Origin of the sequence: Paracoccus sp. MA (assembly GCF_020990385.1) — a bacterium.
Classification (GTDB): Bacteria; Pseudomonadota; Alphaproteobacteria; order Rhodobacterales; family Rhodobacteraceae; genus Paracoccus.
Genome location: NZ_CP087598.1, coordinates 263,605 through 287,667, shown reverse-complemented (window position 1 = coordinate 287,667; position 24,063 = coordinate 263,605). Strand labels below are relative to the sequence as shown.

Below are 24,063 nucleotides of genomic sequence, written 5' to 3'. Positions count from 1 at the left end.
GACCACACCTGGAAACAGTGGACGGAACATCCAGAGCTGATCATTTGCGCCGGATCAGTCTCCAACGGCAGCAATGGACTCGCGAGCAACTCGCTGCGGGACAGCAAGTGGCAGGTTTGGCCGAGCCGGGCGATCTGCCCCCGGACAGGCAAGGTCGGTCCTTAGCTGCCGTCCATATTCGGCATGGGTGGCAGGGCAGCGCCCCCAATGCGGTCATTCGCGCTACGCGCGGCAAGATCGACTGCCTCTTCCATCTCGGCTGTGCTCCCGCTAGCCGCAGGCACTCGGTGCGCGAACTGATTGCTGAAGGTTGAAAACGGCTGCCCGCATATCATAGTGTCGCGAAGGAGCACCTAGGTCGTGTTGACAAAAGGGATTCCTCTGGCAGTCGTCCTATGATTCAAGCTCATCTCTACGTGGGAGATGAACTTGGCACGCAACCTGATATCCGACGATGAGTGGACCTTCTTCGAGGGCTTCATTCGTGCCGTCCGGCACCCTAACGGGCGGAAACCTGCGGACCATCGTCTTGTTCTGAATGGTATATTCTGGATCGCAAGGACTGGTGCGCCATGGCGCGATCTGCCCGAAGAGTTTGGCAAGTGGTCCTCGGTCTACCGTCAGTTCCGCCGCTGGACTTTGGCGGGACTGTGGGAGGATATCCTGGATGCGCTGAACCACGCTGGGATCGCGCCAGACAAGCTCCAGATGGTTGATAGCACTGTGATCCGCGCCCATCATCATGCGGCGGGCGCAAAAGGGGGACTCCGAAAGAGGCTCTTGGCCGTTCGAGAGGTGGCTTCTCGACCAAGATCCATCTCCGCGTCAACGGCGCAGGCCTCCCGATGAGGACCGAGATCACGCCGGGGCAGGATTCCGACTACACCGGCTATGATATGGTGATGGCCGACAACCTGCCGCAACCAGCAGTTCTGGTCGCCGACAGGGGCTATGACTCTGATAAAATTCGGGAAGACATCGAGAGCCGCAACGCCCTGCCCATGATACCGATGCGAAGGAACCGAAGGGTGCGCAAGGCTGTCGACATGACCATCTACACCCTGCGCAACATGGTCGAGCGCTGCTTCAACAAGCTGAAAAATAGCCGCCGCCTTGCAACCCGCTACGACAAAACCGCCGAAAGCTTCCTTGGCTTCGTCGACGTCGCCTGCATCAGGCTCTGGCTCCGCCATTTGTCAACATGACCTAGCGGCATTTTGGAGAGAGCAATGGAAACGGTAGACCATCGTGTGGTCGATATTGCGCTTGAGCGTGTACCTGGCTCCTCCTTTGAGGGATTTGTACAAGCCTACTTTGCCGCCACGATAGGTCACCAATATGTTCCACTGGGAGGCACCCACGATGGTGGCGCTGATGCGATAGAGGACTCTGGTTTATATGAATCCTCGACGCCGACCCGCTTCCTGCAAGCTTCCGTAACTCCAGACACAATCGGGAAAATACGAAGGACGGTTAGGCGACTTCGCGCCTTTGGAAGGGACCCTCGTAGTCTCGTGTATGCGACCAGTCAGCGTGTTCCCGTGATTGATAAGCTGGAGAACGACCTATCAGAGGAGTTTGACGTACGCATAACTATTCGAGATGGCGCGTATTTCTCCGCTCACATCAATGACTCGCCTGGTACAAAACAGGCATTTTCTTCATACCTTGCTCCATCGGTTTCTTTTCTCAAAGAGATCGGGAGCTCGCGACTCGTAGACGAGCTTTCGAGCCTTCCGGCAAGAACACTTTGTGTTTTTATTGGTCAGGAGCTGGATCGTAGGAGGGGAAAAACTGAACTTCTAGAGGCCGTGACTGACAGCCTCATCCTGTGGTCGTTAGAGGGCACTGATCCAGACAAAGGACTGTTCTTATCCCAACAACAGATCGAAGACAAAGTCATCGAGACGCTCCCGGCGGCGAAGAAGTTTTTCCGTGGTGTTTTTCCTCATCGGCTAGATTTCCTTTGTTCAAAGACGGGCAACAGTCGCCAAATTAATTTTCACAAGAAAGCCAAAGGATACTGCCTTCCGTTTGAGACACGAAAACTTATCCGGGAAGAAAACGTTGAGGATGAGACGCTTAGGCTTAAAGTCAGTGACATATTTCGGCAGAGGGCATCCAAGTCTCTGATCGGAGACACAGATAATTTGCCCCACACAGAGCAAGTGGTCGAGGTTTGCCATAAGGCAATTCACCAGACGTTCCACGCGCAGGGACTCGAGATGGCAATGTTCATGGAGAATGAGCTGGAGAGCCGACGCGAATCCGAGCTCCCGGCAATTCAGGATCACATTCATCGGGCCATGGAGAAGCTGAGTGTAAAACCCAAGGTGGCGAGTCTTATCGGCGGAACCGCACTTTCTGTTCTACCTGGAGCATTCTACGAGAGCACAGCAGAAGAACGACAGTATTTTCGGAAGTTGTGTCGAACCTATATTTTGCTCTTCATGCTTAAAAATGAGCCGAGAATTGTTGAATACTTTCGAGGGATGAGCTCGAATTTCAACCTCTATATCGGGTCCGATCTGATTGTAAGATGTCTTTCAGAGCATTTGCTCTCCAAAGATGATCAGATGACGAAGAACGCCCTCAGGATAATGAAAGACTCTGGGTCAAATCTGATTCTCACAGAGAAAGCGCTGGACGAGGTATGGCATCATCTAAAGGGAACGAACCTAGAGTATCGAAACAATTATCAAGAAATTCACAACCACCTCACTCCAGACTTGGTCAGTCAGATTGGCAAGATTCTGATTCGGGCATACTTCTATGCGCGTTTTTCTGACTTGGACGCCGGACGGAAGCCTCTGGATTGGTCGAGGTACCTCGGAAGCTTCATTACAGTTTCTGATCTTGGTAACGACAGATCGAGAGACGAACTGAGAGCGTACCTTGTTAATGAATTTGGGTTCAAGTTTGAAGATGAAAAGGAGATGCTAGCAGGAATAGACCCGAGTGAGGTTGCCCAACTTGGCGACGCCATTTTTGATGCCCGAGGCAAAGTTGGACGAGAGGAGGAAAGCGAACGTATCCTTTCTCGCAATGCTGCCGCTACCGTTCTGCGCGTCTATCAGCGGCGGTCTGTGAGCCATGAGCGCGCTGGCGAGAACCCATTTGGATATAAAACTTGGTGGCTGACGCAACAATCCCGGCTTCAAGGGGCCACAGGCAGCCTGGTTGCGCAAAAGCGAGCTCGCTATATGATGCGGCCCGAGTTTATTCTGCATTTTCTGGCGAACCTTCCATCCGCGACACAAGTCCAGATCAGCTACGATCAAGTATTCCCGTCGATTCTCGGCGTCCGACTTGGCAACCGAATGGATGAGCGGGCGTTCAAGGAAATTGTGGGCAAGGCGCTCGATGTTTATGATCAGATGGATGAATCACGCGCCAAGGTCTTCTTGTCACGAGCCTCCGAGCAACTTCAGTCTGACTTTGCAAAGCGTTACGAAGATAGTGATTTCTTTCGGCCAATTGGTTAGCGCGACAGGGCGTTTCATTGGTTTGTCAGCGGTCCGAAGGCATTTTTGATTGTAGCTTAAATAGATTTCATGGCGGCACCTCAACGCCATCTCAACCTTTGTGTGCTGCCGAGTGTGGTTTAAAATCGCTTTAACCCCATAAGATCAACCAAATAGAACGACAACTGCCTCGTTGTTTCAAAGCCGTGGAGGCTAAATATTGAAATCCGGGGAAAAAATGAAACTTCTTGCTTCTGGGCTCACAACCCGAAAGCTCGACCTGATCAGTTCTTGCGCGGGTACTACGCCCCACTGCCGACCGTCCGCTTTCCGCCCTGTGTGGCGATCCACCTTCACAACAGCGCAGCACTTACCTTCCTTCGCCTGGGTCCGTATCCTGCACGGGGACGATGAGCCTGGATGGACGACAATGGATGATCACGGATATCGCCCCGGCCTCGCGGGCACTGCGCCCCGCACAGCTGCATCCTGACCTTTGTCCGGAAGCATTCCGATGACTTGGCTTTCCCCTGTCGACGCCTATTGCGAACGGACCGGCCCGGATTACTGGTCCGAGCCGATCAATGCGCTGACCAACATGGCCTTCCTGATCGCCGCCCTGGTCCTGTGGCCGCGGCTGCGCGGGCCGGAAATGGCGATGGGCCGGGCACTGGCGGCGGTCCTGTTCGTGATCGGCCTCGGCTCCTGGCTGTTCCACACCCATGCCAACCGGCTGACCGGGCTGATGGACGTGCTGCCAATCCTCGGCTTCATCCTGCTCTATGTCTTCGCCGCCACACGCGACTATTTCGGTGCGCGTCCCTGGATCGCCGCCCTGGTGACGGCGGGCTTCATCCCCTATGCCGCCGCGACGGTGCCGATCTTCGCGATGATCCCCGGCCTCGGCTCCTCGGCAAGCTATGCGCCGGTGCCATTGCTGATCCTGGTCTATGCGGTGCTGCTGCGCAATCGCCTGCCGGAAACGGCGCGCGGCCTCGCCATCGGCGCCGGCATCCTGATCGTCTCGCTGACCTTCCGCACGCTGGATCAGCCCCTGTGCGGCACCCTGCCCTTCGGCACGCATTTCCTGTGGCATGTGCTGAACGCGGTGATGCTGGGCTGGATGATCGAGGTCTGGCGCCGGCATCGGTTGCGCTGATCCCGGATTCCGGCAAGTCATTGCACGACGCCGGAACGCGCCGCTCTACGCCACCCTGCCCTGTCGCATCCCGGCCCATGCCATTCACCGCCGATTATTCCACAGCGATTTCCATTGCTTAAGCGGATCTCTGTGCCGATGCTGGCGATTATGACCTTGCCAGCTTCCCGAACCCAGGCCACGATGACGCGGAGCGAACGCGAGGCGCTGCTCGACGCCCTGCTGCTCGGCGAGCCGGAACTCGGCTTCACGCCGCGCGGCAATCCCGACCCGCGCCTCGTCAGACTGGTGCGCCTGCTGGGCAGACAGGCCGCCAGAGACAATTTCGAGGCGCAGCGGAAAGCAAGCGAACCCGGCGCCTCCTGATCCGACAGGGAGAGCCGCCATGAAGGTTGCCGTCTACGCCCGCTATTCCTCCGACCAACAGCGCGAGGCCTCGATCGCCGATCAGTTCCGCATGTGCCGCTTGCGGGCCGAGAAGGAGGGCTGGCAGGTGGTCGAGGAATATTCCGACCATTCCATCTCCGGCGCCAGCATGATCCGGCGTCCCGGCATCCAGGCGCTTGTCATGGATTCGACGCGCGGCCGCTTCGACCTGGTGCTGGCCGAGGCGCTGGACCGGATCAGCCGCGACCAGGAAGACATCGCCGGCATCTACAAGCGCATGCGCTATGCCGACGTGAGGATGTTCACGCTGTCCGAGGGCGAGATCAGCGAGTTGCATGTCGGCCTCAAGGGCACGATGAACGCGCTGTTCCTGAAGGATCTGGCGGACAAGACCCGGCGCGGGCAGCGCGGGCGCGTCGAGGCGGGCAAGTCCGGCGGCGGCAATTCCTACGGCTACGACGTGGTGAAGACGTTCGATGGCAACGGCGAGCCGATCCGCGGCGACCGGATGATCAACGCGGCGCAGGCCGAGGTGGTGCGCCAAATCTTCCGCGACTATGCCGCCGGCAAATCGGCCAAGGCCATCGCCGTCGCCCTGAACAGGGACGGCATCCCCGCCCCCTCGGGCGGAGACTGGGGCTTCAGCACCATCAACGGCAACCCGAAGCGCGGCAACGGCATCCTCAACAACGAGATGTATGTCGGCAGGATCGTCTGGAACCGCCAGCGCTTCGTCAAGGATCCCGATACCGGCAAGCGCCAAGCCCGGCTCAATCCGGAAGAGGACTGGGTGATCCAGGAGGTGCCGGAACTGCGCATCCTCGACGACGATCTCTGGAACGCCGTGAAGGCGCGGCAGAAGACCAATACCGTCGCGCGGGACGCGCGCGGCAACGCCGACGTGCGCAAGGTGAACTACCGGCGGCGGCCCAAATACCTGTTTTCGGGGCTGACGAAGTGCGCCTGCTGCGGCGGCGGCTATTCGGCGATCTCGAAGGACTTGATCGGCTGCTCGACCGCGCGCAACAAGGGCACCTGCGACAACCGGATGAACATCCGCCGCGACGAGCTGGAGGCGCGGGTGCTGAACGCGCTGCGCACCCGCCTTGTCGATCCCGATCTCTTCGCCGAGTTCTGCGACGCCTATACGAGGGAGACCAACCGGCTGCGCATGGAAAGCGGCGCTGGCATCGACAAGGCCGAGGCCGAGTTGAAGCGGATCGCCCGCGAGGAAGAGAAGTTGATGGACCTCTATATGCGGGACGCCATCTCGATCGAGGCCGTCAAGGAGCGCGGCGACAAGCTGCGCGCCCGCAAGGTGGAGTTGCAGGATTTCCTGGCCAGTGCCGACGAGCCCCCGCCCCTGCTGCACCCCTCGATGGCGCTGCAATACCGCAAGCGGGTCCAGCAGCTCTATGAAGCCTTGCAGGACGAAGAGGAAGAGAAGCGGATCGAGGCGGCGGACATCCTGCGCTCATTGGTGGACAAGATCGTGCTGACGCCCGTCGACGGCAAGGTTGAGATCGACGTTCAGGGCGATCTTGCTGGAATCCTTGAGATTTCCGCGCAAACGAAAAACCCCGCCGGAGAGCGGGGTGGATCGCAAGTAAAGATGGTTGCGGGGGCAGGATTTGAACCTGCGGCCTTCAGGTTATGAGTTTTGGTCAGGGCGTTTTCGCCACCTTTCGCCACGGTGCGAAAAAGGCGCCAATACTCGCATAACCATCTGTTAATATTGATTTATAGCGTAGACGACCCTACCCTTCTCTTCGCCACAGCAGCACAGTGATTTGCTTCCTGTTGCTTCCGATTTGCTTCCGGAGCTTCCGGAACTGGAGGGGTGAAGATGACAAAGATCACGAAACGTTCCGTCGACGCGGCGGTGCCAACCGGGCAGGAGTTCTTCCTCTGGGACGAAGAGCTGAAAGGCTTCGGATTGCGCGTCTATCCATCGGGGCGAAAGATGTATCTGGCCCAGTACCGCGCCGGCGGCCGTTCGCGCCGTGTCAACATCGGGCTGCATGGTGCGATGACGCCGGAAATGGCCCGCACTGAGGCGATGAAATATCTGTCAGATGTGCGGCTCGGCGCCGATCCCGCCGGTGAGCGCGACCGCCGAAAGGCCTCCCCGACCATCAAAGAGTTCAGCAAACGCTTCCTTTCGGATCACGTCGCGCTGCACTGCAAAGCTTCGACTTATGGCGAGTACGAGCGATCCATCGATCTGTTCATCAATCCGAGGTTCGGCAGTCATCGCATCATCGACATCACCCGGGCCGACGTCGTCGGACTACACCAGTCCATGAAGCATATCCCCTATCAGGCGAACCGGACCCTCGGCGTCCTCTCGGTGATGTTCACCGTGGCCCATACCTGGGGCGTGCGCACCGACGGAGTGAACCCCTGCTGGAAGGTGAAGCGATACCGGGAGGAAAAGCGCGAGCGCTATCTCACCCCGGACGAGTTGGCACGCCTCGGCAAGGTGCTGAATGAGGCGAAAGACGAACCCGAGGCCGCATCCTGCATCCGGCTGTTGCTGCTGACCGGATGCCGCCTCAGCGAGATTCAGACCCTGAAATGGCGCTATGTCGATGACCGCAACGGTCTTCTCCGCCTGCCGGATTCCAAGACCGGCGCCAAGCTGGTCCCGATCGGCAAGGCGGCCATCGAGGTTCTCAAGGCGATCCCGAAGATCGACGGGAACCCCTATGTCATCACCGGCCGCAAAGAAGGTCAGCATCTCACCGACATGCAGAAGCCATGGCGGCGGTTGCGCAAGCGCGCCGGGCTGGATGATCTCCGCATCCACGATCTTCGCCATTCCTTCGCCTCGGATGCCCTGCAGCTCGGGCAGGACCTGACGATGATCGGGCGGCTCCTCGGACACACGCAGGTGCAGACCACGGCGCGTTATGCTCACCTGAAGACCGATCCGGTCCGCTCGGCGGCGGACGCCGTCTCCGATGCTGTGGCGCAGGCACTGGCGCAACCGGTCACTGAGGACGGTGATGAAATTTCCGCAGCATGATCTGGCACTGTCACGCCCGGGCAACCCATCCCTTGAAGGTGAGAGCGGCATAGAACAGCTGGACGTGGCGGAAGCCCGCCGCCGCCAGAAGCGCGGCATCCTCCTCGGGCGTCAGCACCGGCAGGCGCTCTTTCATCCTGGCCATGCCAGCGATGGCCTGCGCTTGGGGCATTCCGCCCGAGACCAACCAGGCCGCATTGCGCCGCAGCCACAGATCCTGCTGCCCGTCCGCCTTCGGAAAGCTGTGATGGGCCATGACGAAGGGCGCCGCGGGGCGCAGACGGCGATGCAGCTGGCGCAGGGTGCGCAGGCGTTCCTCGCGCGGCAGGAAATGCAGGGTCAGCAGGCAGGTCGCGCCGTCGAAGGGGCCTTCGGGGGCATCATCGATATAGCCCTGATGGAAGGTGACGCGGTAGCCCGCCGGGCCCAGGATGTCCAGCGCCTGGGCGATCATCTGAGGCGAAGGATCGACGCCGTCGAAGCGCCAGCCGGGATGGGCCGCGGCGAAGGCGCGCAGCTCCAGCCCGCCGCCGGCGCCGAGGACCAGGACGTGGCCCGTCTCGGGCACGCGCTCGGCCAGCAGCAGCCCGGCCATGCGGTGCAGGTCCTTGAGGCCCGGCACATGGCGCGCGACGCGGCCGGCATAGCTGGCACCGTCGCCCGGATGGGCCGCGCCGCTCATTCCGGCCAGACCAGCGAGCGGTGCAGTTGCGCCCCGGCCCATGCCCCGTCCCCCACCGCCAGTGACACCGAATGCGGTGCCCGCGCGACGTCGCCGCAGGCAAAGATGCCGGGAAGGCTGGTTTCCTTCGTCTCATCCGTCACGATCTGGCGGCCCATCGGCGTCTCGATCAACTCGCAGCCGGCGGCCTCGGCCAGCGGGCTGGCCGGCTCGGTCCCGGTCGCGGTGAACAGACCGGCGAAGGGCAGCACCCGGCCGTCGCGCAGTTCCACCTCGGCCTCGCCCGCGATCCGGGCGACGGGGGTTTCCTCAATGGCAACGCCGCGGCTGCGCAAGTCGTCGCGCTGCTCCGGCTCCAGTGTCAGGGCGCCGTTGGTCAGGAAGGTGACCTCGCCCCATTCCGGCAGCAGCTGCGCCTGATGAAGCGACATCGCGCCGGTGGCGATGACCCCGATCCGGCCCTGGTCCAGCTCGTAACCGTGGCAATAGGGGCAGTGGAACACCGTCCGGCCCCAGCGGTCGGCGAGACCCGGAATGTCGGGAAGCCGGTCGGCGACGCCTGTGGCCAGCAGGATGCGGCGGCCCGCGAATGTGTCGCCGGCTGCCGTGGAAACACGGAATTCGTCCTTGCCGCCGGCGATGGTGCTGGCAGAGCCCTCAACCCAGGTCACCGTCGGATAGGCCAGCAGCTGCCGGCACGCCTCGGCCCAGATGCGGGCCGGGTCCACCCCGTCCTGGCCAAGGAAGCCGTGTGAATAGCTGGCGAAACGGTTGCGCCGCTGGCCGGCATCAATCACCAGCACCTTGCGGCGCGCACGCGCCAGCTGCAGGGCGGCGGCCATCCCGGCATAGCTGCCCCCGATCACGATCACGTCCTGCATGTCCTACTCCTTCGCCGCCCGCCTCTGCGCATGGCGGCGGGCAAAATCCTCGGCCAGATCGGCCAGCGTCACCTCGGCGAAACGTTCCAGCAGCAGCGCCTCGGCCTCGGCAAAGGCACCCTCCAGCGCGGCATTGACCGATTGCTCGACCAGGCATTCCGGCGTCTCGTTGCGGTTGCCGATCGCGAAGATCGCCGGTTCCCCCAAGGCCTCGTGCAGCCGGCGCAGGCTGACCGCCGCCAGGTCGGCCGAGATGCGCCAGCCCCCGGCGTGCCCTCGCTCGGCCGTGACAAGCCCGGCCTCGCGCAAGAGGCCCATGGTGCGGCGCACCACGACCGGATTGGTGCCGAGGCACCGGCCAAGCGCCTCGGAGGTCACAGGTCCGTCCTGTTCCGCCATGTGCAGCAGGGCATGAAGGACCGAGGAAAGGCGACTGTCACGTTTCATGTAACTATATATGTTACGATTCGGAGCGGCGGTCAAGACAGTGATGCGGGACATCGCCACGCATCACCGCTATGATGTCGGTTACAGCATCAGATCAAAGCGGGCACAGGCGATGACGATCACCAATCAGGACGAACTCGACGGGTTGAAGGAGATCGGCCGGATCGTCGCCAACACCATGCAGGCCATGGCGAAGGCGATGGAACCCGGCATGACCACGCGCGAACTGGACGAAATCGGCCGCGCGCTGCTGGAGCGCGAGGGCGCCCTTTCGGCGCCGCAATCCACCTATGATTTTCCCGGCGCGACCTGCATCAGCGTCAACGAGGAAATCGCCCATGGCATCCCCGGCGACAGGGTGATCGCGGCGGACGATCTGGTGAATATCGACGTGTCGGCCTCGAAGAACGGCTATTTCGCCGATACCGGCGCCACATATCGCGTCGCGCCCGTGCGCCCCTCGCTGGATCGGCTGTGCCGCGATGGCAGGCAGGCGATGCAGATCGGTATTGCCCAGGTCGGCAGTGGCCGCCCGCTTGCGGGCATCGGCCGCGCCATCGGCAAGTTTGCAGAGCGGCGCGGCTATACGCTGATCCGCAACCTTGCCAGCCATGGCATCGGCCGGGCGCTGCACGAGGAGCCCGCGGAAATCCCGACCTGGCCCGCGCGCGGCGAAAAACGCCGTATCCACAGGGGGCTTGTACTGACGGTCGAACCGTTCTTGTCCAGAGGCGGCCTCTGGGCGACGGAGGCGGACGACGGCTGGACGCTTTACAGCGAACCGCGCGCCCCGGTGGTGCAATACGAGCATACGGTCGTCGCGACGGATCGCGGTGCCATGGTGGTCACGCTGCCGGGCTGAACCTGGCGGTCCTTCCCCCCGCCGACAATGGGTCAGGCCGCCAGCGCCACCGCATCGGGTCCGGCCGGATAGCGCAGCCGGTCGGAAGTGTCATTCGCCGCCAGGAACACCGCCTCGGCCACGTCGGTTTCCCTGGTGGTCAGGGCCGGGCTGGCGAAGGCGGCAAAGATCGGCGCAGCGAAATCGGCATAGGCTTCGGGGATCATGTCCTCAATGGCAAAGTCGATGTTCTGTGAAAACCGCGTGGTCGGGGCATAGCCCGGTTCGACCAGCTTTGCCCGCACACCGAAGGCCGCAAGCTCATGCGCCAACGATCCGGTAAAGCCCTCTATCGCCTGCTTGCTGGCGGTATAGGCAGCGGCAAGCGGCATCGGTGCCAGCGTCACGCTGGAGGTGACGTTGACGACCACGCCCGACCGCCGCGCCCGCATCTGGGGGATCACCGCCTGCACCATGACCATGGTGCCGAAGGTGTTGGTGTCGAACAGCTTGCGGACATAATCCATCGGCGCGGCCTCGAAGGCGCGAACAGTTCTGACAGCTTGCGGGTTCCCTTCAAGGAGAGGCGCTGCCATCCTATACCGCCGCACGAAAGGCAGTGGGAGGCAGTCATGTTAGAAACCGGTATTCACGTCTCAGTTAACTTCCATCACGCCAATTGAAGAACATAACAAGAACAACTATCGTGCCAGCATGGCACGGACTCTTCAGGACAAGCTGGCAATCCTTTCAGACGCCGCGAAATACGACGCCTCATGCGCCTCGTCAGGCGGAGAAAGGCGCGATGCACGCAAAGGCGGCATCGGCTCGTCCGGTGGCAGCGGCATCTGCCACGCCTATACGCCCGACGGGCGCTGTATCAGCCTGCTCAAGATCCTGATGACCAACTTCTGCATCTTTGACTGCGCCTATTGCATCAACCGGGTCTCCTCGAGTGTCGAGCGTGCCCGCTTCTCGGTCGAAGAGGTCGTCACACTGACGCTGGAGTTCTATCGGCGCAACTATATCGAAGGGCTGTTTCTGTCCTCGGGCATCATCCGTTCGCCCGATCAGACCATGGCGGATATGGCGCGCATTGCCCGCACCTTGCGTCAGGATCACGGCTTCAGGGGCTATATCCACTTGAAGACCATTCCCGACGCATCGCCCGACCTGATCCGCGAGGCGGCGCTTTACGCCGACCGTCTTTCGATCAACGTCGAATTGCCGCAAGATTCCAGCCTGCGCCGCTTCGCCCCCGAAAAGCGACCCGAAACGATCCGTTCCGCCATGGCGCAGGTGCGGCTTGAGGGCGAGGCCGCGAAAGACCGCAGCCATGGCGGAAAGCGTCCGCCGCGCTTTGCCCCGGCCGGGCAAAGCACGCAGATGATTATTGGCGCGGATGGCACCGATGACGTGACAATCCTGAAAGCCTCGACCCGGCTCTACAGCGGCTATCGGCTGCGAAGGGTCTATTATTCAGCCTTTTCGCCCATTCCGGATGCCTCGAAGGCACTGCCGCTGATTCAGCCGCCCTTGCTGCGTGAGCACCGGCTCTATCAGGCGGACTGGCTGCTGCGCTTTTACGGCTTCAGCGCCGAGGAAATCGCCACCGGCACGAAGGCCGGTCATCTTGATCTGGAGATCGACCCGAAGCCGGCCTGGGCCTTGCAACATCGCGGGCTCTTCCCGCTGGATGTGAACCGGGCGACGCGGGAAATGCTGTTGCGCGTGCCCGGCTTTGGCACGCGCACGGTGGACCGCATCCTTGTAGCCCGCCGCGCGCACGGCCTGCGATACGAAGACCTGACCCGGATGGGCGCCCTGATGAAAAAGGCGCGGCCCTTCATCACACTGCCGGGCTGGACCCCCAGTGGGCTGACTGACAGCCCCGACCTGCGGGCACGCTTCGCACCGCCCCCGCAACAGCTTTCCCTGCTGTGATCCATCGCGTCCGCCTGCCCGAAAGGGGCCTGTTCGAGGCATGGCGCAGTGCGGCCCGCATCGCCATCAGCCATCGCATCGCCCCCGAAGACATCGACTGGAGCGACACTTTCGGCCTGTTCGAAGCGGCCCCCCTGCCAGATCAGGCCGGCCCGCATCAGGCACGGGTGCCTCCGGCCTTCCTGCGGCTGGCAGGCTCGGTGATCTGGCATTCCGCACCCGAACGTCTGGGGCTGCTTTATCAGGCGCTGTGGCGCATCGACCGGCAGCAGGGCGATCCGCTGAGCCAGGCCGATCCGCTGGGCCGACGACTGAACCTGATGGCAAAATCCGTCGGTCGCGATATTCACAAGATGCACGCCTTCGTGCGTTTTCGCGAATTGCCCCGGACATCCCGCCGGCGCTTCGCCGCCTGGTTCGAGCCCGAACATGACACGCTGGAGCCGGGAAGCGCCTTCTTTGTCAAGCGTTTCGCCGATATGGACTGGATCATTGCCTCGCCGCGCCTGACCGCCCGCTACGAGGCAGGCAAGTTAAGCTTTCATCCGGGCAGCATACGCCCCGATCTGCCCAAGGATGCGTCCCAAGAGCTTTGGGCCACCTATTATGCCAATATCTTCAACCCGGCGCGGGTCAAGCTGGCTGCCATGCGCGCCGAAATGCCAAAGAAATACTGGAAGAACCTGCCCGAGACCCGGCTGATCCCAGATATGCTGAAAGACGCCGAAGCGAGGGTGGCACGGATGCACGCGGCGGCAGCTGGCACCCCGCGCCCCGGCGCTTTGCCGGTGTCCACCCGCTATCGGGCGGCGATGCCCGTCCCTGCCGATCTGCCCGACAGCCTTGATGCCGCCGGCAAAGCGGCGCTGCAATGCCGGCGCTGCCAGTTGTGCGAGGCGGCGACCCAAACCGTCTGGGGCGAAGGTGCTCCCTCGGCCCGCCTGATGCTGGTCGGGGAACAGCCGGGCGACCGCGAGGATCTGGAGGGACGGCCCTTTGTCGGCCCGGCAGGTCTGCTGCTACGCGAGGTCATGTCGGATGCAGGCATCAACCCGCACGAGGTGTGGCTGACCAATGCGGTTAAGCATTTCAAGTTTACGCCACGCGGCAAGAAACGCCTGCACCAGAACCCCGACCGGCAGGAAATCCTGCATTGTCGCTGGTGGTTAAGACTGGAGCTGTCCTTCATCCGCCCGGAGCTGGTGGTCGCGTTCGGCGCCTCAGCGGCATTCGCCCTGACCGGCAATGCGGCACCTCTCACCCCACGGCGCGGCCGGATCGAAACCGGACTGCATGGCGGCCCGGTGCTGATCACCTGGCACCCTTCGGCCATATTGCGGCAAAAGAGCGAAGCGGCAATGCAGTTGCGGCGCGAACTGGCAGGGGACCTCGCGAGTGCTGCCTCTTTTGCGCCCGCCATATGACGGGAAAGAACATCGCAGCGCATTTTCTTAAACAGAGAGCATAGCCCGGGCAGCCACGTCAAGGGCTGGGCCATGACCGGGTTTGCAAGCGATGCCGGCACCACTCCTGAAAGGCAGAACGCCAATCTGAAAACAGCAATACCCACATACGACAAGACACTGATATTGTTTTATTGCATATAAAGACCGACGCCCGGAAGATATTTCCGAATGGGAGGGAGCGCATCCGCAAGGGAACTTCCCGCGCTGCGAGATATCAAAACCTGGTGCATCAGCTGAATGCGATACTCAGTCTTGGGTAACGTAGCTTCGAACCGGCTCTTAATGGACATAACACCCAAGCACGACATGGAACCGTCACAGATGTTTTTGCGTTCCCCTGTCGGTGCGGCACATGACGCCCCCGCCGCATCTCTGGTGTTTCCTTTAGTCACCTGATCAGGCGCTTTCGGGAGGGACGTTCTTCATGCACAGCATCATCTATCTGGTCGGCCTTGTGGTCGTGGTTCTTGCCATATTGTCATTTTTTGGTCTGCGCTGAGGAGGAAAACAGATGGAACGTACGGAAACCATGACTGCCGCATCTGCACCGCGCCGCGAGACCGGTGGCGCCTATATCGACTGGGCCGCCATACTTGGCGGCGCAATTGTGGCAGCTGCCATCGGCGGTCTGTTTACCGCATTCGGGGCAGCCCTTGGCCTTTCAACGATTTCCGCCGAGCCGGGAGAAGGATCATTCAACCTCTGGATTATCGTCACGGCACTGTGGTTGGTCATTTCACTTGCGGCAAGTTATTGGGCCGGCGGCTATATTGCCGGTCGGATGCGGCGGCGTGAGGATGACTCCTCGACCGACGAGGTGACGGCACGCGATGGCATCAACGGCCTGGTCGTCTGGGGTCTTGGTATTCTGGTGACTGCCTGGATGGCGGCGGGCGCGATCAGCGGCACGGCCTCTGCCGTCGGCACGGCCGCAACGGCAGCCGGATCGGCCGTAGGCGGCGTGGTCCAGGGAGTTGGCGCCGCTGCGGGCAGCACGGTCCAGGGCGTGGCGCAGGCCGTGGGCGCCGCAATCCCCAAGGATGCCGACGAAGGGCTGATGGACTATATCAACAGCACCTTGATGCGTCCCGAGGTCGATGCCATGCGCCAGGGCGTGCAGCAGGCGGACGGCACCACCTCGCCCGGCACGCCCTCCATGGACGACGCCGAACTCGCGCGCCAAAGCGGCGTGGTGCTTGGCAACATTCTGCGCACGGGCGAAATCGCGCAGGAGGACCGCGACTTCCTTGTTGCGGCAGTCGCGCGCCGCACCGGCCAAAGCGAAGCCGAGGTCGAAACCCGTGTGGATCAGGCGGTTTCAGCCGTTCAGGACGCCCGCGCCAAGGCCGAGACCGCAGCCGCCGAAGCGAAAGCCGAGGCAGAACGCCTGGCACAAGAAGCCGAAGACGCAGCCATCGCCACAGCCGAAACGGCCCGCAAAAGCGGGATCCTGACGGCTTTCTTGCTGACTGCCGCAGCCTTGATCGCTGGCGCCGCGGCGGTTTCGGGTGCGGTGCGCGGCGGACGCCATCGTGACGAGGGCCGGATCTGGGGCGGGTTCAGCTACCGCTCATAAACGCACGGCATGAAGGGCCGGGACGCATCCATGGACGTGTCCTGGCCGATCGAAGGAACCGGCGTCACGCCTGGAGATTCCACGCCCGGCGCCATCCGCTTCCCACCTTTGAAAGGCAGGACAGATGACAACCAAAACTCCCGAGACCACCACCGGAAACGGCGGCGAAACGCAGCAGCGCGGCGGTGCGGTTCTGACCACCAATCACGGCATTCCCTTTTCCGACAACCAGAATTCGCTGCGCGCCGGAATGCGCGGCCCGACGCTTCTGGAAGACTTCTTGCTGCGCGAAAAGATTTTCCACTTCGATCATGAACGCATCCCCGAGCGGATCGTCCATGCCCGCGGATCGGCTGCGCATGGGGTGTTCACCTGCACCGATCCCATCCCCGAGTTGACCCGCGCCAGCCTGTTTGCGCAAAAGGGCAAGGAGACGCCGGTTTTTGCCAGGCTCTCGACCGTGGCGGGCGGCGCCGGTTCGGTCGACACGCCGCGCGATGTGCGCGGATTTGCGGTGAAGTTCTATACCGACGAAGGAAACTGGGATCTGGTCGGCAACAATATCCCGGTATTCTTCATCCAGGACGCGATCAAATTCCCCGACCTCGTGCATTCGGTCAAGATGGAGGCCGACCGTGGCTATCCTCAGGCGGCCTCGGCGCATGACACGTTCTGGGATTTCGTCTCGCTGATGCCGGAAAGCCTGCATACCGTCATCTGGGCGATGTCGGACCGGGCGATCCCGCGCAGCCTGCGGATGATGGAGGGTTTCGGCGTCCACACCTTCAAGTTCGTGAATGCCAAAGGCGCCGCCAGCTTCGTCAAGTTCCACTGGAAGCCGGTGCTGGGGGTGCAATCGCTGGTCTGGGACGAAAGCGCCAAGCTGCAATGGGCCGACAACGATTTCCACCGCAAGGACCTGTTCGAGGCGATTGCGGCGGGCGACTATCCCGAATGGGATCTGGCGGTGCAGGTTTTCGACCAGAAACTGGCCGACGGCCTGCCCTATGATGTGCTGGACCCGACCAAGATCATCCCCGAAGAGGTGGTCCCCTTGCGGGTGATCGGGCGTATGCAGCTGAACCGCAACCCGGACAACTTCTTTGCCGAAACGGAACAGGCTGCCTTCCTGCCCTCGAACGTGGTGCCGGGGATCGACTTTACCGATGACCCGCTGCTGCAAGGGCGGCTGTTCAGCTATCTTGACACCCAGAAGTCGCGGTTGGGCACGACGAATTTCCACCAGATCCCGATCAACGCGCCGAAATGCCCCTATGCCAACATGATGCGCGACGGGATGATGCAGACCACCGTGCCCAGGGGCCGCGCGAATTTCGAGCCGAACAGCCTTGATAACGCGGGCGAGGATCCCGGCCCCCGTGCCGATGCGCAGGGCTTTGCCACCGCGCCGCGCGAGGTCACGGGCGAGTCGCTGCGCATCCGGTCGGAAACCTTCGGCGACCACTACAGCCAGCCACGGATGTACTGGAAATCGCTTACGGAAAATGAACAGGCCCATACCGCCTCGGCCTTTGTGTTCGAGCTGTCCAAGGTGAACCTCGCCCATATCCGCAAGCGCACGGTCAGCCATCTGCGGGTGATCGACGAGGATCTGGGCGCGCGCGTGGCCGCAGGTCTGGGGATCGACCTGCCCGAGCGTGCCAGTCCTTTCCGCGAGCCTATCGACCTTGAGCCTTCGGATGCGCTGTCGATCCAGAAAAACTGGCCGGCAACGCTCAAGGGCCGCAAGATCGGGCTGCTGTTCGCGGAAGGCTCGGACAAGGCCGAAATCGACGCGCTGATCGAAGCGGTCGAGGCCGAGGGCGGCACGGTGTTCACCGTCGCGCCCAAGGTCGGGCCGCTGAAGCTGAAGGGTGGCACGATGGAGGCAGACGGGCAGCTTGCCGGCAGCCCCTCGGTGCTGTTCGATGCGGTGGCGATGGTGCTCGCGCCCCAGCAGGCTGAAAAGCTGACGAAAGAGGCCGCCGCCGTGGGCTTTGTCATGGATGCCTGGGCACATCTGAAGGCGATCGGCCATTGCAAGGCCTCAAAGGCGCTGCTCGACCGCGCCGGGATCAAGCCGGACGAAGGTGTCGGCCCCAATGACAGCCTGCCCGGGCGCGCAAAGCGACGCTATTGGGAACGCGAGCCGAGCCTGCGCGATCTGGCATGAATTTGGGGGCGGGGCGGTCACTGATCCCGTTGAGGCAGGTCTCTGCTGCGGATCCGGGGGGCGCCCTGTCGCGCCACTCCGCCCCGTTCCCCGCGCCCGGCCCACCGGTGCGCATGCCAGCCACGCCGTGACCGGACAGGGCGTCGTCATGGGCATCCGTTCCCTGCGGTCGCCGCCATTGCCGGTCCGATATAGATCGCGCGGAACGATATTGGCGATCCGGGCGTTATTTTGGAGCTCCGAGCGGCAATGCCTCTCTGCGATCAGCATAGAAAACGTCGAGGAATCTCGATCTCGTTTTTACGGGGTCGCACCGTGTATGGGAGTAAGGAATGGTTTACAGGGACACGGGTTTGCAACTCGCCATGCCGCCGGTCAGGCGGGTTCTGTTGATTGCCGTGAGTGCGGTTCTGGTAATTGTTTTCATTCTGTATCCGCTCGCGCTCGCAATAACGGCTCTTGCCGCCCAAAGCCTTCTATACGTCCTCAATGTCCTGGCTTGCGCTCTTGCGCGCGGAACCTCTGAATCTCCGGGCCAGTCGGAAATCGCGAAGATGACAGGGCCGACGATATTTTCGGTTCATGTGCCGACACATAATGAGCCGCCGGAGGTAGTCATCGAAACCCTGAAATCGCTTCGCCGTCAGGTCGGCGCTCCTGCACATGAGATCATCGTCATCGACAACAACACGGAGGACCCGACCCTTTGGCAACCTGTTGCCGAATGGTGTGCAGCCAATCCCGGCTTTCGCTTTCTGCATCGCGAGGGTGTCAAAGGTGCAAAGGCAGGCGCCTTGAATATCGCGCTGGCCGAGACGCGCCCGGATGCGACCCATATCGTCACAGTCGATGCCGATTATCAGGTGGTGCCCGGGTTCCTGTCGACAGCAGAAAAGGAACTGATCGCACGCAAGGCGGACTTCATCCAGTTCCCGCAGGCCTATCGCATGCCAAAAGCCGGTGCCGGAGAATCTGGTGGTGGAATCGCGCTCGAACTGGCGGATTATTTCGACCGACATGCCAGTGCCGCCAATCATGCCGGAGCAATGCTGCTGACCGGAACGCTCAGCGTGATCGGCAAGCCCGCGCTTGAGGCCGTCGGCGGATGGTCCTCGCGCACGGCGACGGAAGACGCCGAACTCGGGCTACGGCTGGCCGAGGCCGGATACCGGGGTGCCTACGTCCATAAAACCGTCGGATATGGCCTGCTTCCGCTGTCATCGCAGGCCCTTCACCATCAGCGCCATCGCTGGGCATCGGGAAACATGCGGACGCTGACCCTCTGGATCGCCGAACACTGGAGCGGCAGAGCCAAGCCGAAGGCCAGAAACCTGACGCGCAAAGTCCTTGTCATGGCCCAGTTGACGGCCTGGGCCAACTTTGCCCTGCCTGCCGTGATCGCGCTGACACTGGCAACTGTTTACAGCGCCGTCGGAATATCGGTTCCTGCCGATCTGATAAACGGCACGACGCTGCTGACGCTGTGCCTTGTCCTGCTCTCGGCCGCGCTGCCCCTGTGGTTTGGACGAAAACACGCGCGCTCCAGCTTGCCTGCGGCGATTTGCAGCCGGATATTCCTGCTGCCGACAGCCGCGACCGCGACCATTCGGGGCCTGATGCCGCTGCGTCAGACCTTCAGGGTCACCCCCAAGTCACCGGCCGGCGACAGCCCTGCCCCCGGCGACGGTCTTGCCGGCGCGCGGCTGACGATGATCTGGGGCTGCGCGCTTGGCGCGGCGGGGATGGACCTTGCCTGCCTGCCGGTCCTTCTGAGCGGCGCATTGCTCGCGCTGCCGCTGCTCGCCGGGCAATACGCCGCACGCGCGCTCGACAATTATTCCGCCTTCGTGTCGGCGATGCAGCGTCAGGGGGTCTGAGATGCCATTCCCTGCGGCGATCATCATCCCCACGTGGAACCGCGCCCATCTGATCGCAAGGGCGGTCGAGGCGGCGCTTGCGCAGTCCCACCCGGACAGAATCGTCATCGTTGTCGATGACGGATCACGCGATGCCACGGCGGATACGCTTGGCCCCTACATGTCGCAACCGGATTTCGTCTATGCAAGGCTGGCACGGAACAGCGGAACCGCCATGGCGAAAAACGTCGGCATCCTGCTGGCCGGGGACAGGGCGGTGACGTTTCACGACTCCGACGACCTTCCCCACCGCGACAAGGTGCTGCGTCAGGCGATGGTGCTGGATCAGGATGACATCGGCGCGCATCCCTGCCTGAACTGGGCACTGGCTGGCCAGACGCCCGGCAGCCGCCTGCGGATCGGCGCCGTGCTGAGCCATCACGATCTGATCCTGCCCGACGGGCGCCGGGTGACCATCAGCCGCGAGCTGTCGCTGGTCGACGACATGTTTCCCAACCTCCAGATGGGCTCGGACGTTCCCGGCGACTGGACGCATGTGAATTCGGGGCTGTTTCATCCCGCGCTTTTCGCACGCCTTGGCGGCTTTCTCGACTGCATCGAGGAGGATCGCGAATTCCGCAACCGGATCATCCTGTCCGGCGAGATCGTCTGGATAATCCGCGAACCGCTGCTGACCAAGATCGAAACAGCGGATTCGCTGACGCAGTCGCGCGCCACCGACTATGACAGCGACAAGCGCCGGGCCGACCGGCACCTTGTCTGGCAACGCGCCGAGGACTGGCTGCGCAACCGCGAGGTGCAGCCCGTCGCCATCGACCTGGGCGATCTGGCCATTGCCGGGATATCGAACCCTGCGCGCCTTGCGCCGTCGCCTGCACTGGCGACCGCGCAGACGCGCGACATGATCCGTCACGCCATCCGGCATGGGGGACGCGATGCCTGATCTGCGCATCGTCGACCCCTGCGCCCCGCGCGCCTATGACACGGCGCAATCGCTGAAAGGCCTTGGCGGCACCGAGGCCACCATCCTGCGCATCGCCCATGCGCTGTCCGCCGGGGCCGCGATCGTGATCGAGCAGGCCGGGCGAACGGGCATGTGCCGGATCGACGGCATCAGCTTTCGGCCGATGGACCTGTCGCGGCAAAGCGGTGGCCTGATCGTGGTCATCAACGCATGGAAGGTTGCGCTGAAGCTGCGCCGGGCCAATCCGGATGCGCGGATCGTTTTGTGGCTGCACGTCCATCCGGGGCGCCATAACCGCCAGATGGGCGCGCGCCTGCGCGAGGCCGGAATCGGGGTGATCTGCGTATCACGCAGCCACGCGCTGGCGCTGCGCGGTTTTCTGCCCGTTTCGCCGCGCATCGGCCATATCTACAACCCGGTCGCCGATGATCTGCACCCGGACGGCACGCCCCGCAAACCGAACCGGCTGGTCTTCGCCAGTTCGCCCCACAAGGGGCTGGCGCAGGTCGTCGAACTGTTCGTCCATGTCCGCCGGGCAATACCCGACATGAAGCTGGTGATCGCCAATCCCGGTTACATGCGCTGGCCCATGCCGGTCCTGCCCGAGGGCGTCATCCTGCGCGGCGCACTCGATCATCCGGCGCTGATCGCCGAGCTTCGCCGCGCGCTGTGCCTGTTCTATCCGCAGGACCGCTTCGCCGAGACCTTCGGTCTGGTCATCGCCGAGGCCAATGCCGTCGGTTGCCCGGCCCTTTTGCATGGCGCAACCGGCGCGAACCTCGAAATCGCCTCGTCGCCGGATCAATGCCTCGACACGCTGGATCCCGAGGCCGTCGTCGCGCGGCTGATGGCGTGGCGAACCGCAGGACCGCAGGTGCGGATGCGCCGCGAATTCCGGCTGGCGTCGGTCGCCGCGGTCTGGCGCGGCCTGCTGGCCGGGCAGGATGTCGCCTTGCCGGGTGAGCCAGGCGATGCCAAACCCGTCGGGCGGCGGGGCATCGCATGAGCGCGGATACCGTCCCCGGCTCGATCGAGCGATTTGGCCCGCAGGAAGGCTGGCGATATGCGGCGGTGATCCCGGCCCGGAACGAAGCGGCGCGGATCGCGGATTGCCTGTCCGCACTGGCGCAAAGCATGTCGGGTGCCCGAGGCCGGGGCGCCATCGTGGTCGTGGTGAACAACACAGGCGACGCCACGCGGCAGCTTGCCCGTCAGTGGTGGGCGGCGCGCCCGCATGTCTCCGGGCTGCTGCTGGATTGCCACATTCCCGCACGCCTCGCCTGCGTTGGACGGGCCCGAGGGCTGGGGCTTGATCTTGCGGCGGGAATGCTTGCGCCGGATGGCGTCCTGATGACATCGGACGCCGATGCAAGGGTGCATCCGGATTGGGTCGCCGCCAACCTGCGCGAACTTGGCCGGGCCGACCTGATCTGCGGAACGGTTCAGCCCGACGCCGCCGAACTGGCCGGGCTGCCCGACGCTTTCATGCGCCACGGCGCCGCCGAGGGCCGCTATATGCAGGCGCTGCTGAAGCTGATCGCCCGGCTTGACCCGGTCCCGCATGAGGGGACCGCGCATCGCAATGCCGCCGGCGCCAGCCTTGCCTTTCGCCTGCCTCTTTATACCGATATCGGCGGCATGCCCTGTCTGCCCCAACACGAGGACCGGGTCTTCGCCGCCAATGCCGAGGCCCGCGACTGGCGGATCCGCTATGCGCAAACGCCGGTCGTCCATGCCTCGTGCCGGCTGACGGGCCGCACCGGCGGCGGCATGGCTGCCGCCCTGCGCGCACGGATCACGGACGACGATCCGCCATGCGACGAGTTCCTGGAACCCGCCGGGTCCGCCATCCTGCGCTACGGCTTGCGCGGGCGGCTGCGGCAGGCATGGCCTGACCCGGAACGGATCGCTCGGCTGCTGCCCGGGGATGGTCCCTTCGATGCGGACCTGCCCCCCTGGTTCGGCACGTTCTGGCGTCAGGTCGAAGCCGCCACGCCCGCCCTGTCCCGGCGCCGCTTGCGCCAAAGCGATCTGGCGGCCGAGCAGAAACGGCTGGACCACTGGTTCGCCGCCGACACGCTGATGGAGAAACAGGCATGACCCGGCACGAGGTTCCCACCGATCCCTTCGCCACCATTGCCGCCCGCGCCGGTGCCGCCGACAGGGCCGAGCGCGACCTGTCGGACGACATCCGGCTGCTTTTTGACTGTGGGGTCATGCAGCGGCTTTGCGACTGTGCGACCGGACCGTCTGTGGCGAGAGGGGTCGATCTGCTTTGCAGGCTCGGCGCGGCAAACCTGTCCGTCGGCCGGCTGGCCGAGGGCCATGTGAACGCGCTGCGGCTGATCCGCCTTTATGGCGCGGCCGAGCAGATCGCACGGGCCGAGCATGCCGCGGCACAGGCGCAGCTTTTCGGGGTCTGGGGCGCCGATGGACCTCGGCCTGTCAGGATCGACCGGACAGCCGACGGGCAGGCCGTGCTGGCGGGGGCAAAACGCTTTTGTTCGGGACTGGGGCTGGTGCGCCATGCCGTCGTCACCGCCCGCTCGGCCCGGGGGGTGCAGCTGGTGCTGATCCGGGCGGATGACGAACGGCGCCACGACACGGCGCAATGGCGGACGGCGGGCATGCGCGCCACCCTGTCGGGCGGGCATGATATGGAGGGGCTGCGCGGCGAAGCTCTGGGCCAGGCCGACGATTACATGCGCGAGCCGTATTTCGAGGGCGGCATCTGGCGCTATGCCGCGCTGCATGCCGGCGCGCTGGAAGCCCTTGCCGACGCACTGGGCCGCCACATCCGCGACCCCTCGCCGATGCAGGCAGCGCGGCTGGTCGAGATGATCCGGCTGACACGCGGCGCGCGCCTGTGGGTCGAACATGCGGCAAACGCCGTCGAAAACAGCCCTGCCCCTGACATCACCGCATCCCTTCTGGCCCGCGAGGCGGTCGAGGAGGCCTGCCTGCGCGGGATCGCGCTGTGCGAGCGCGCCTTCGGCACGGCGGCCTTCATGGACGGCAACCCGGTCGAGCGCATCCGCCGCGACCTCGCCTTTTTCCTGCGGCAGGCCAATCTGGATGGCAAGACCCAACTGGCCGCACGGCTGATCCTTGACGGCAGAGCGACGCAATGACCAGGGCGAGCCCTCTGGACAGTGCGTTCCTTGCCGCCGCGCG

Annotated in this window: 20 protein-coding genes; 16 read left to right on the top strand and 4 right to left on the bottom strand. The window is 63.2% G+C overall.

Going from position 1 to position 24,063, the window contains the following annotated elements; translation table 11 throughout:
* The first annotated feature begins 423 nt into the window (after nucleotides 1-423).
* The 6 genes from LOS78_RS08455 to LOS78_RS08430 all read left to right on the top strand — a co-directional run bounded on the left by LOS78_RS08455 (nucleotide 424) and on the right by LOS78_RS08430 (nucleotide 8,038).
* Nucleotides 424-1,205, top strand: a protein-coding gene (locus tag LOS78_RS08455) for an IS5 family transposase (RefSeq protein ID WP_085999836.1) whose coding sequence is annotated in 2 segments (ribosomal slippage) — nucleotides 424-766 and nucleotides 766-1,205 — 783 coding nt in all. Because the reading frame shifts where the segments join, the coding sequence is not laid out codon by codon here.
* A gap of 24 nt (nucleotides 1,206-1,229) precedes the next feature.
* The gene (locus LOS78_RS08450; RefSeq protein ID WP_230377941.1) at nucleotides 1,230-3,485 is read left to right on the top strand and encodes a hypothetical protein; all 2,256 of its coding nucleotides are present in this window, start codon (nucleotides 1,230-1,232) and stop codon (nucleotides 3,483-3,485) included.
* A gap of 493 nt (nucleotides 3,486-3,978) precedes the next feature.
* Nucleotides 3,979-4,623: a ceramidase domain-containing protein gene (locus LOS78_RS08445; protein WP_024845824.1), complete on the top strand. Its 645-nt coding sequence runs from the start codon at nucleotides 3,979-3,981 to the stop codon at nucleotides 4,621-4,623.
* Between the two features lie 138 nt (nucleotides 4,624-4,761).
* Nucleotides 4,762-4,989, top strand: coding sequence for a hypothetical protein (locus LOS78_RS08440; protein ID WP_220180867.1), 228 nt, complete (start codon nucleotides 4,762-4,764; stop codon nucleotides 4,987-4,989).
* Nucleotides 4,990-5,008: 19 nt separating this feature from the next.
* The gene (locus LOS78_RS08435) at nucleotides 5,009-6,667 is read left to right on the top strand and encodes a recombinase family protein (RefSeq protein ID WP_230377940.1); all 1,659 of its coding nucleotides are present in this window, start codon (nucleotides 5,009-5,011) and stop codon (nucleotides 6,665-6,667) included.
* Nucleotides 6,668-6,856: 189 nt separating this feature from the next.
* On the top strand, nucleotides 6,857-8,038 hold the full coding sequence (locus LOS78_RS08430) for a site-specific integrase (protein WP_179921932.1): 1,182 nt from the start codon (nucleotides 6,857-6,859) through the stop codon (nucleotides 8,036-8,038).
* 10 nt (nucleotides 8,039-8,048) lie between these two features.
* On the opposite strand, the gene LOS78_RS08425 is transcribed toward LOS78_RS08430, so the two are convergent.
* From LOS78_RS08425 to LOS78_RS08415, 3 genes are read right to left on the bottom strand one after another with little or no spacing between them, the layout of a single operon-like run.
* On the bottom strand, nucleotides 8,049-8,720 hold the full coding sequence (locus tag LOS78_RS08425) for a class I SAM-dependent methyltransferase (RefSeq protein ID WP_230377939.1): 672 nt from the start codon (nucleotides 8,718-8,720) through the stop codon (nucleotides 8,049-8,051).
* Entirely contained in the window at nucleotides 8,717-9,601 is an 885-nt protein-coding gene (locus LOS78_RS08420) for an NAD(P)/FAD-dependent oxidoreductase (protein ID WP_011749388.1), read from the bottom strand. The genes LOS78_RS08425 and LOS78_RS08420 overlap by 4 nt, the downstream gene beginning before the upstream one ends.
* Before the next feature lie 3 nt (nucleotides 9,602-9,604).
* Entirely contained in the window at nucleotides 9,605-10,048 is a 444-nt protein-coding gene (locus LOS78_RS08415; RefSeq protein ID WP_028710141.1) for an Rrf2 family transcriptional regulator, read from the bottom strand.
* A 112-nt stretch (nucleotides 10,049-10,160) separates the two neighbouring features.
* Here LOS78_RS08415 and map point away from each other — a divergent pair, with 112 nt between their 5' ends.
* The gene (map, locus tag LOS78_RS08410) at nucleotides 10,161-10,910 is read left to right on the top strand and encodes a type I methionyl aminopeptidase (protein WP_011749386.1); all 750 of its coding nucleotides are present in this window, start codon (nucleotides 10,161-10,163) and stop codon (nucleotides 10,908-10,910) included.
* 32 nt (nucleotides 10,911-10,942) lie between these two features.
* Here map and LOS78_RS08405 read toward each other — a convergent pair whose 3' ends face one another.
* The gene (locus LOS78_RS08405; protein ID WP_230377938.1) at nucleotides 10,943-11,416 is read right to left on the bottom strand and encodes an SDR family NAD(P)-dependent oxidoreductase; all 474 of its coding nucleotides are present in this window, start codon (nucleotides 11,414-11,416) and stop codon (nucleotides 10,943-10,945) included.
* 187 nt (nucleotides 11,417-11,603) lie between these two features.
* Between LOS78_RS08405 and LOS78_RS08400 the strand changes: the two genes are divergently transcribed.
* The 9 genes from LOS78_RS08400 to LOS78_RS08360 all read left to right on the top strand — a co-directional run bounded on the left by LOS78_RS08400 (nucleotide 11,604) and on the right by LOS78_RS08360 (nucleotide 24,020).
* The gene (locus LOS78_RS08400) at nucleotides 11,604-12,833 is read left to right on the top strand and encodes a putative DNA modification/repair radical SAM protein (protein WP_230377937.1); all 1,230 of its coding nucleotides are present in this window, start codon (nucleotides 11,604-11,606) and stop codon (nucleotides 12,831-12,833) included.
* Nucleotides 12,830-14,257, top strand: a complete 1,428-nt coding sequence (locus LOS78_RS08395; protein ID WP_230377936.1) for a UdgX family uracil-DNA binding protein — start codon at nucleotides 12,830-12,832, stop codon at nucleotides 14,255-14,257. Before LOS78_RS08400 ends, LOS78_RS08395 begins: the two co-directional genes overlap by 4 nt.
* A 553-nt stretch (nucleotides 14,258-14,810) precedes the next feature.
* Nucleotides 14,811-15,875, top strand: coding sequence for a hypothetical protein (locus LOS78_RS08390; RefSeq protein WP_230377935.1), 1,065 nt, complete (start codon nucleotides 14,811-14,813; stop codon nucleotides 15,873-15,875).
* Between the two features lie 124 nt (nucleotides 15,876-15,999).
* The gene (locus LOS78_RS08385) at nucleotides 16,000-18,048 is read left to right on the top strand and encodes a catalase (RefSeq protein ID WP_230377934.1); all 2,049 of its coding nucleotides are present in this window, start codon (nucleotides 16,000-16,002) and stop codon (nucleotides 18,046-18,048) included.
* Between the two features lie 332 nt (nucleotides 18,049-18,380).
* Nucleotides 18,381-19,925, top strand: coding sequence for a glycosyltransferase family 2 protein (locus tag LOS78_RS08380; protein WP_179921942.1), 1,545 nt, complete (start codon nucleotides 18,381-18,383; stop codon nucleotides 19,923-19,925).
* Between the two features lies 1 nt (nucleotide 19,926).
* Nucleotides 19,927-20,868, top strand: a complete 942-nt coding sequence (locus LOS78_RS08375) for a glycosyltransferase family A protein (RefSeq protein WP_179921944.1) — start codon at nucleotides 19,927-19,929, stop codon at nucleotides 20,866-20,868.
* Nucleotides 20,861-21,895, top strand: coding sequence for a glycosyltransferase (locus tag LOS78_RS08370; RefSeq protein ID WP_179921946.1), 1,035 nt, complete (start codon nucleotides 20,861-20,863; stop codon nucleotides 21,893-21,895). Before LOS78_RS08375 ends, LOS78_RS08370 begins: the two co-directional genes overlap by 8 nt.
* Nucleotides 21,892-22,989, top strand: coding sequence for a glycosyltransferase family 2 protein (locus tag LOS78_RS08365; protein WP_230377933.1), 1,098 nt, complete (start codon nucleotides 21,892-21,894; stop codon nucleotides 22,987-22,989). Before LOS78_RS08370 ends, LOS78_RS08365 begins: the two co-directional genes overlap by 4 nt.
* Nucleotides 22,986-24,020 carry an acyl-CoA dehydrogenase family protein gene (locus tag LOS78_RS08360; protein ID WP_179921950.1) on the top strand — a complete coding sequence of 345 codons (1,035 nt, stop codon included), beginning with the start codon at nucleotides 22,986-22,988 and terminating at the stop codon, nucleotides 24,018-24,020. Before LOS78_RS08365 ends, LOS78_RS08360 begins: the two co-directional genes overlap by 4 nt.
* Nucleotides 24,021-24,063 lie beyond the last annotated feature (43 nt).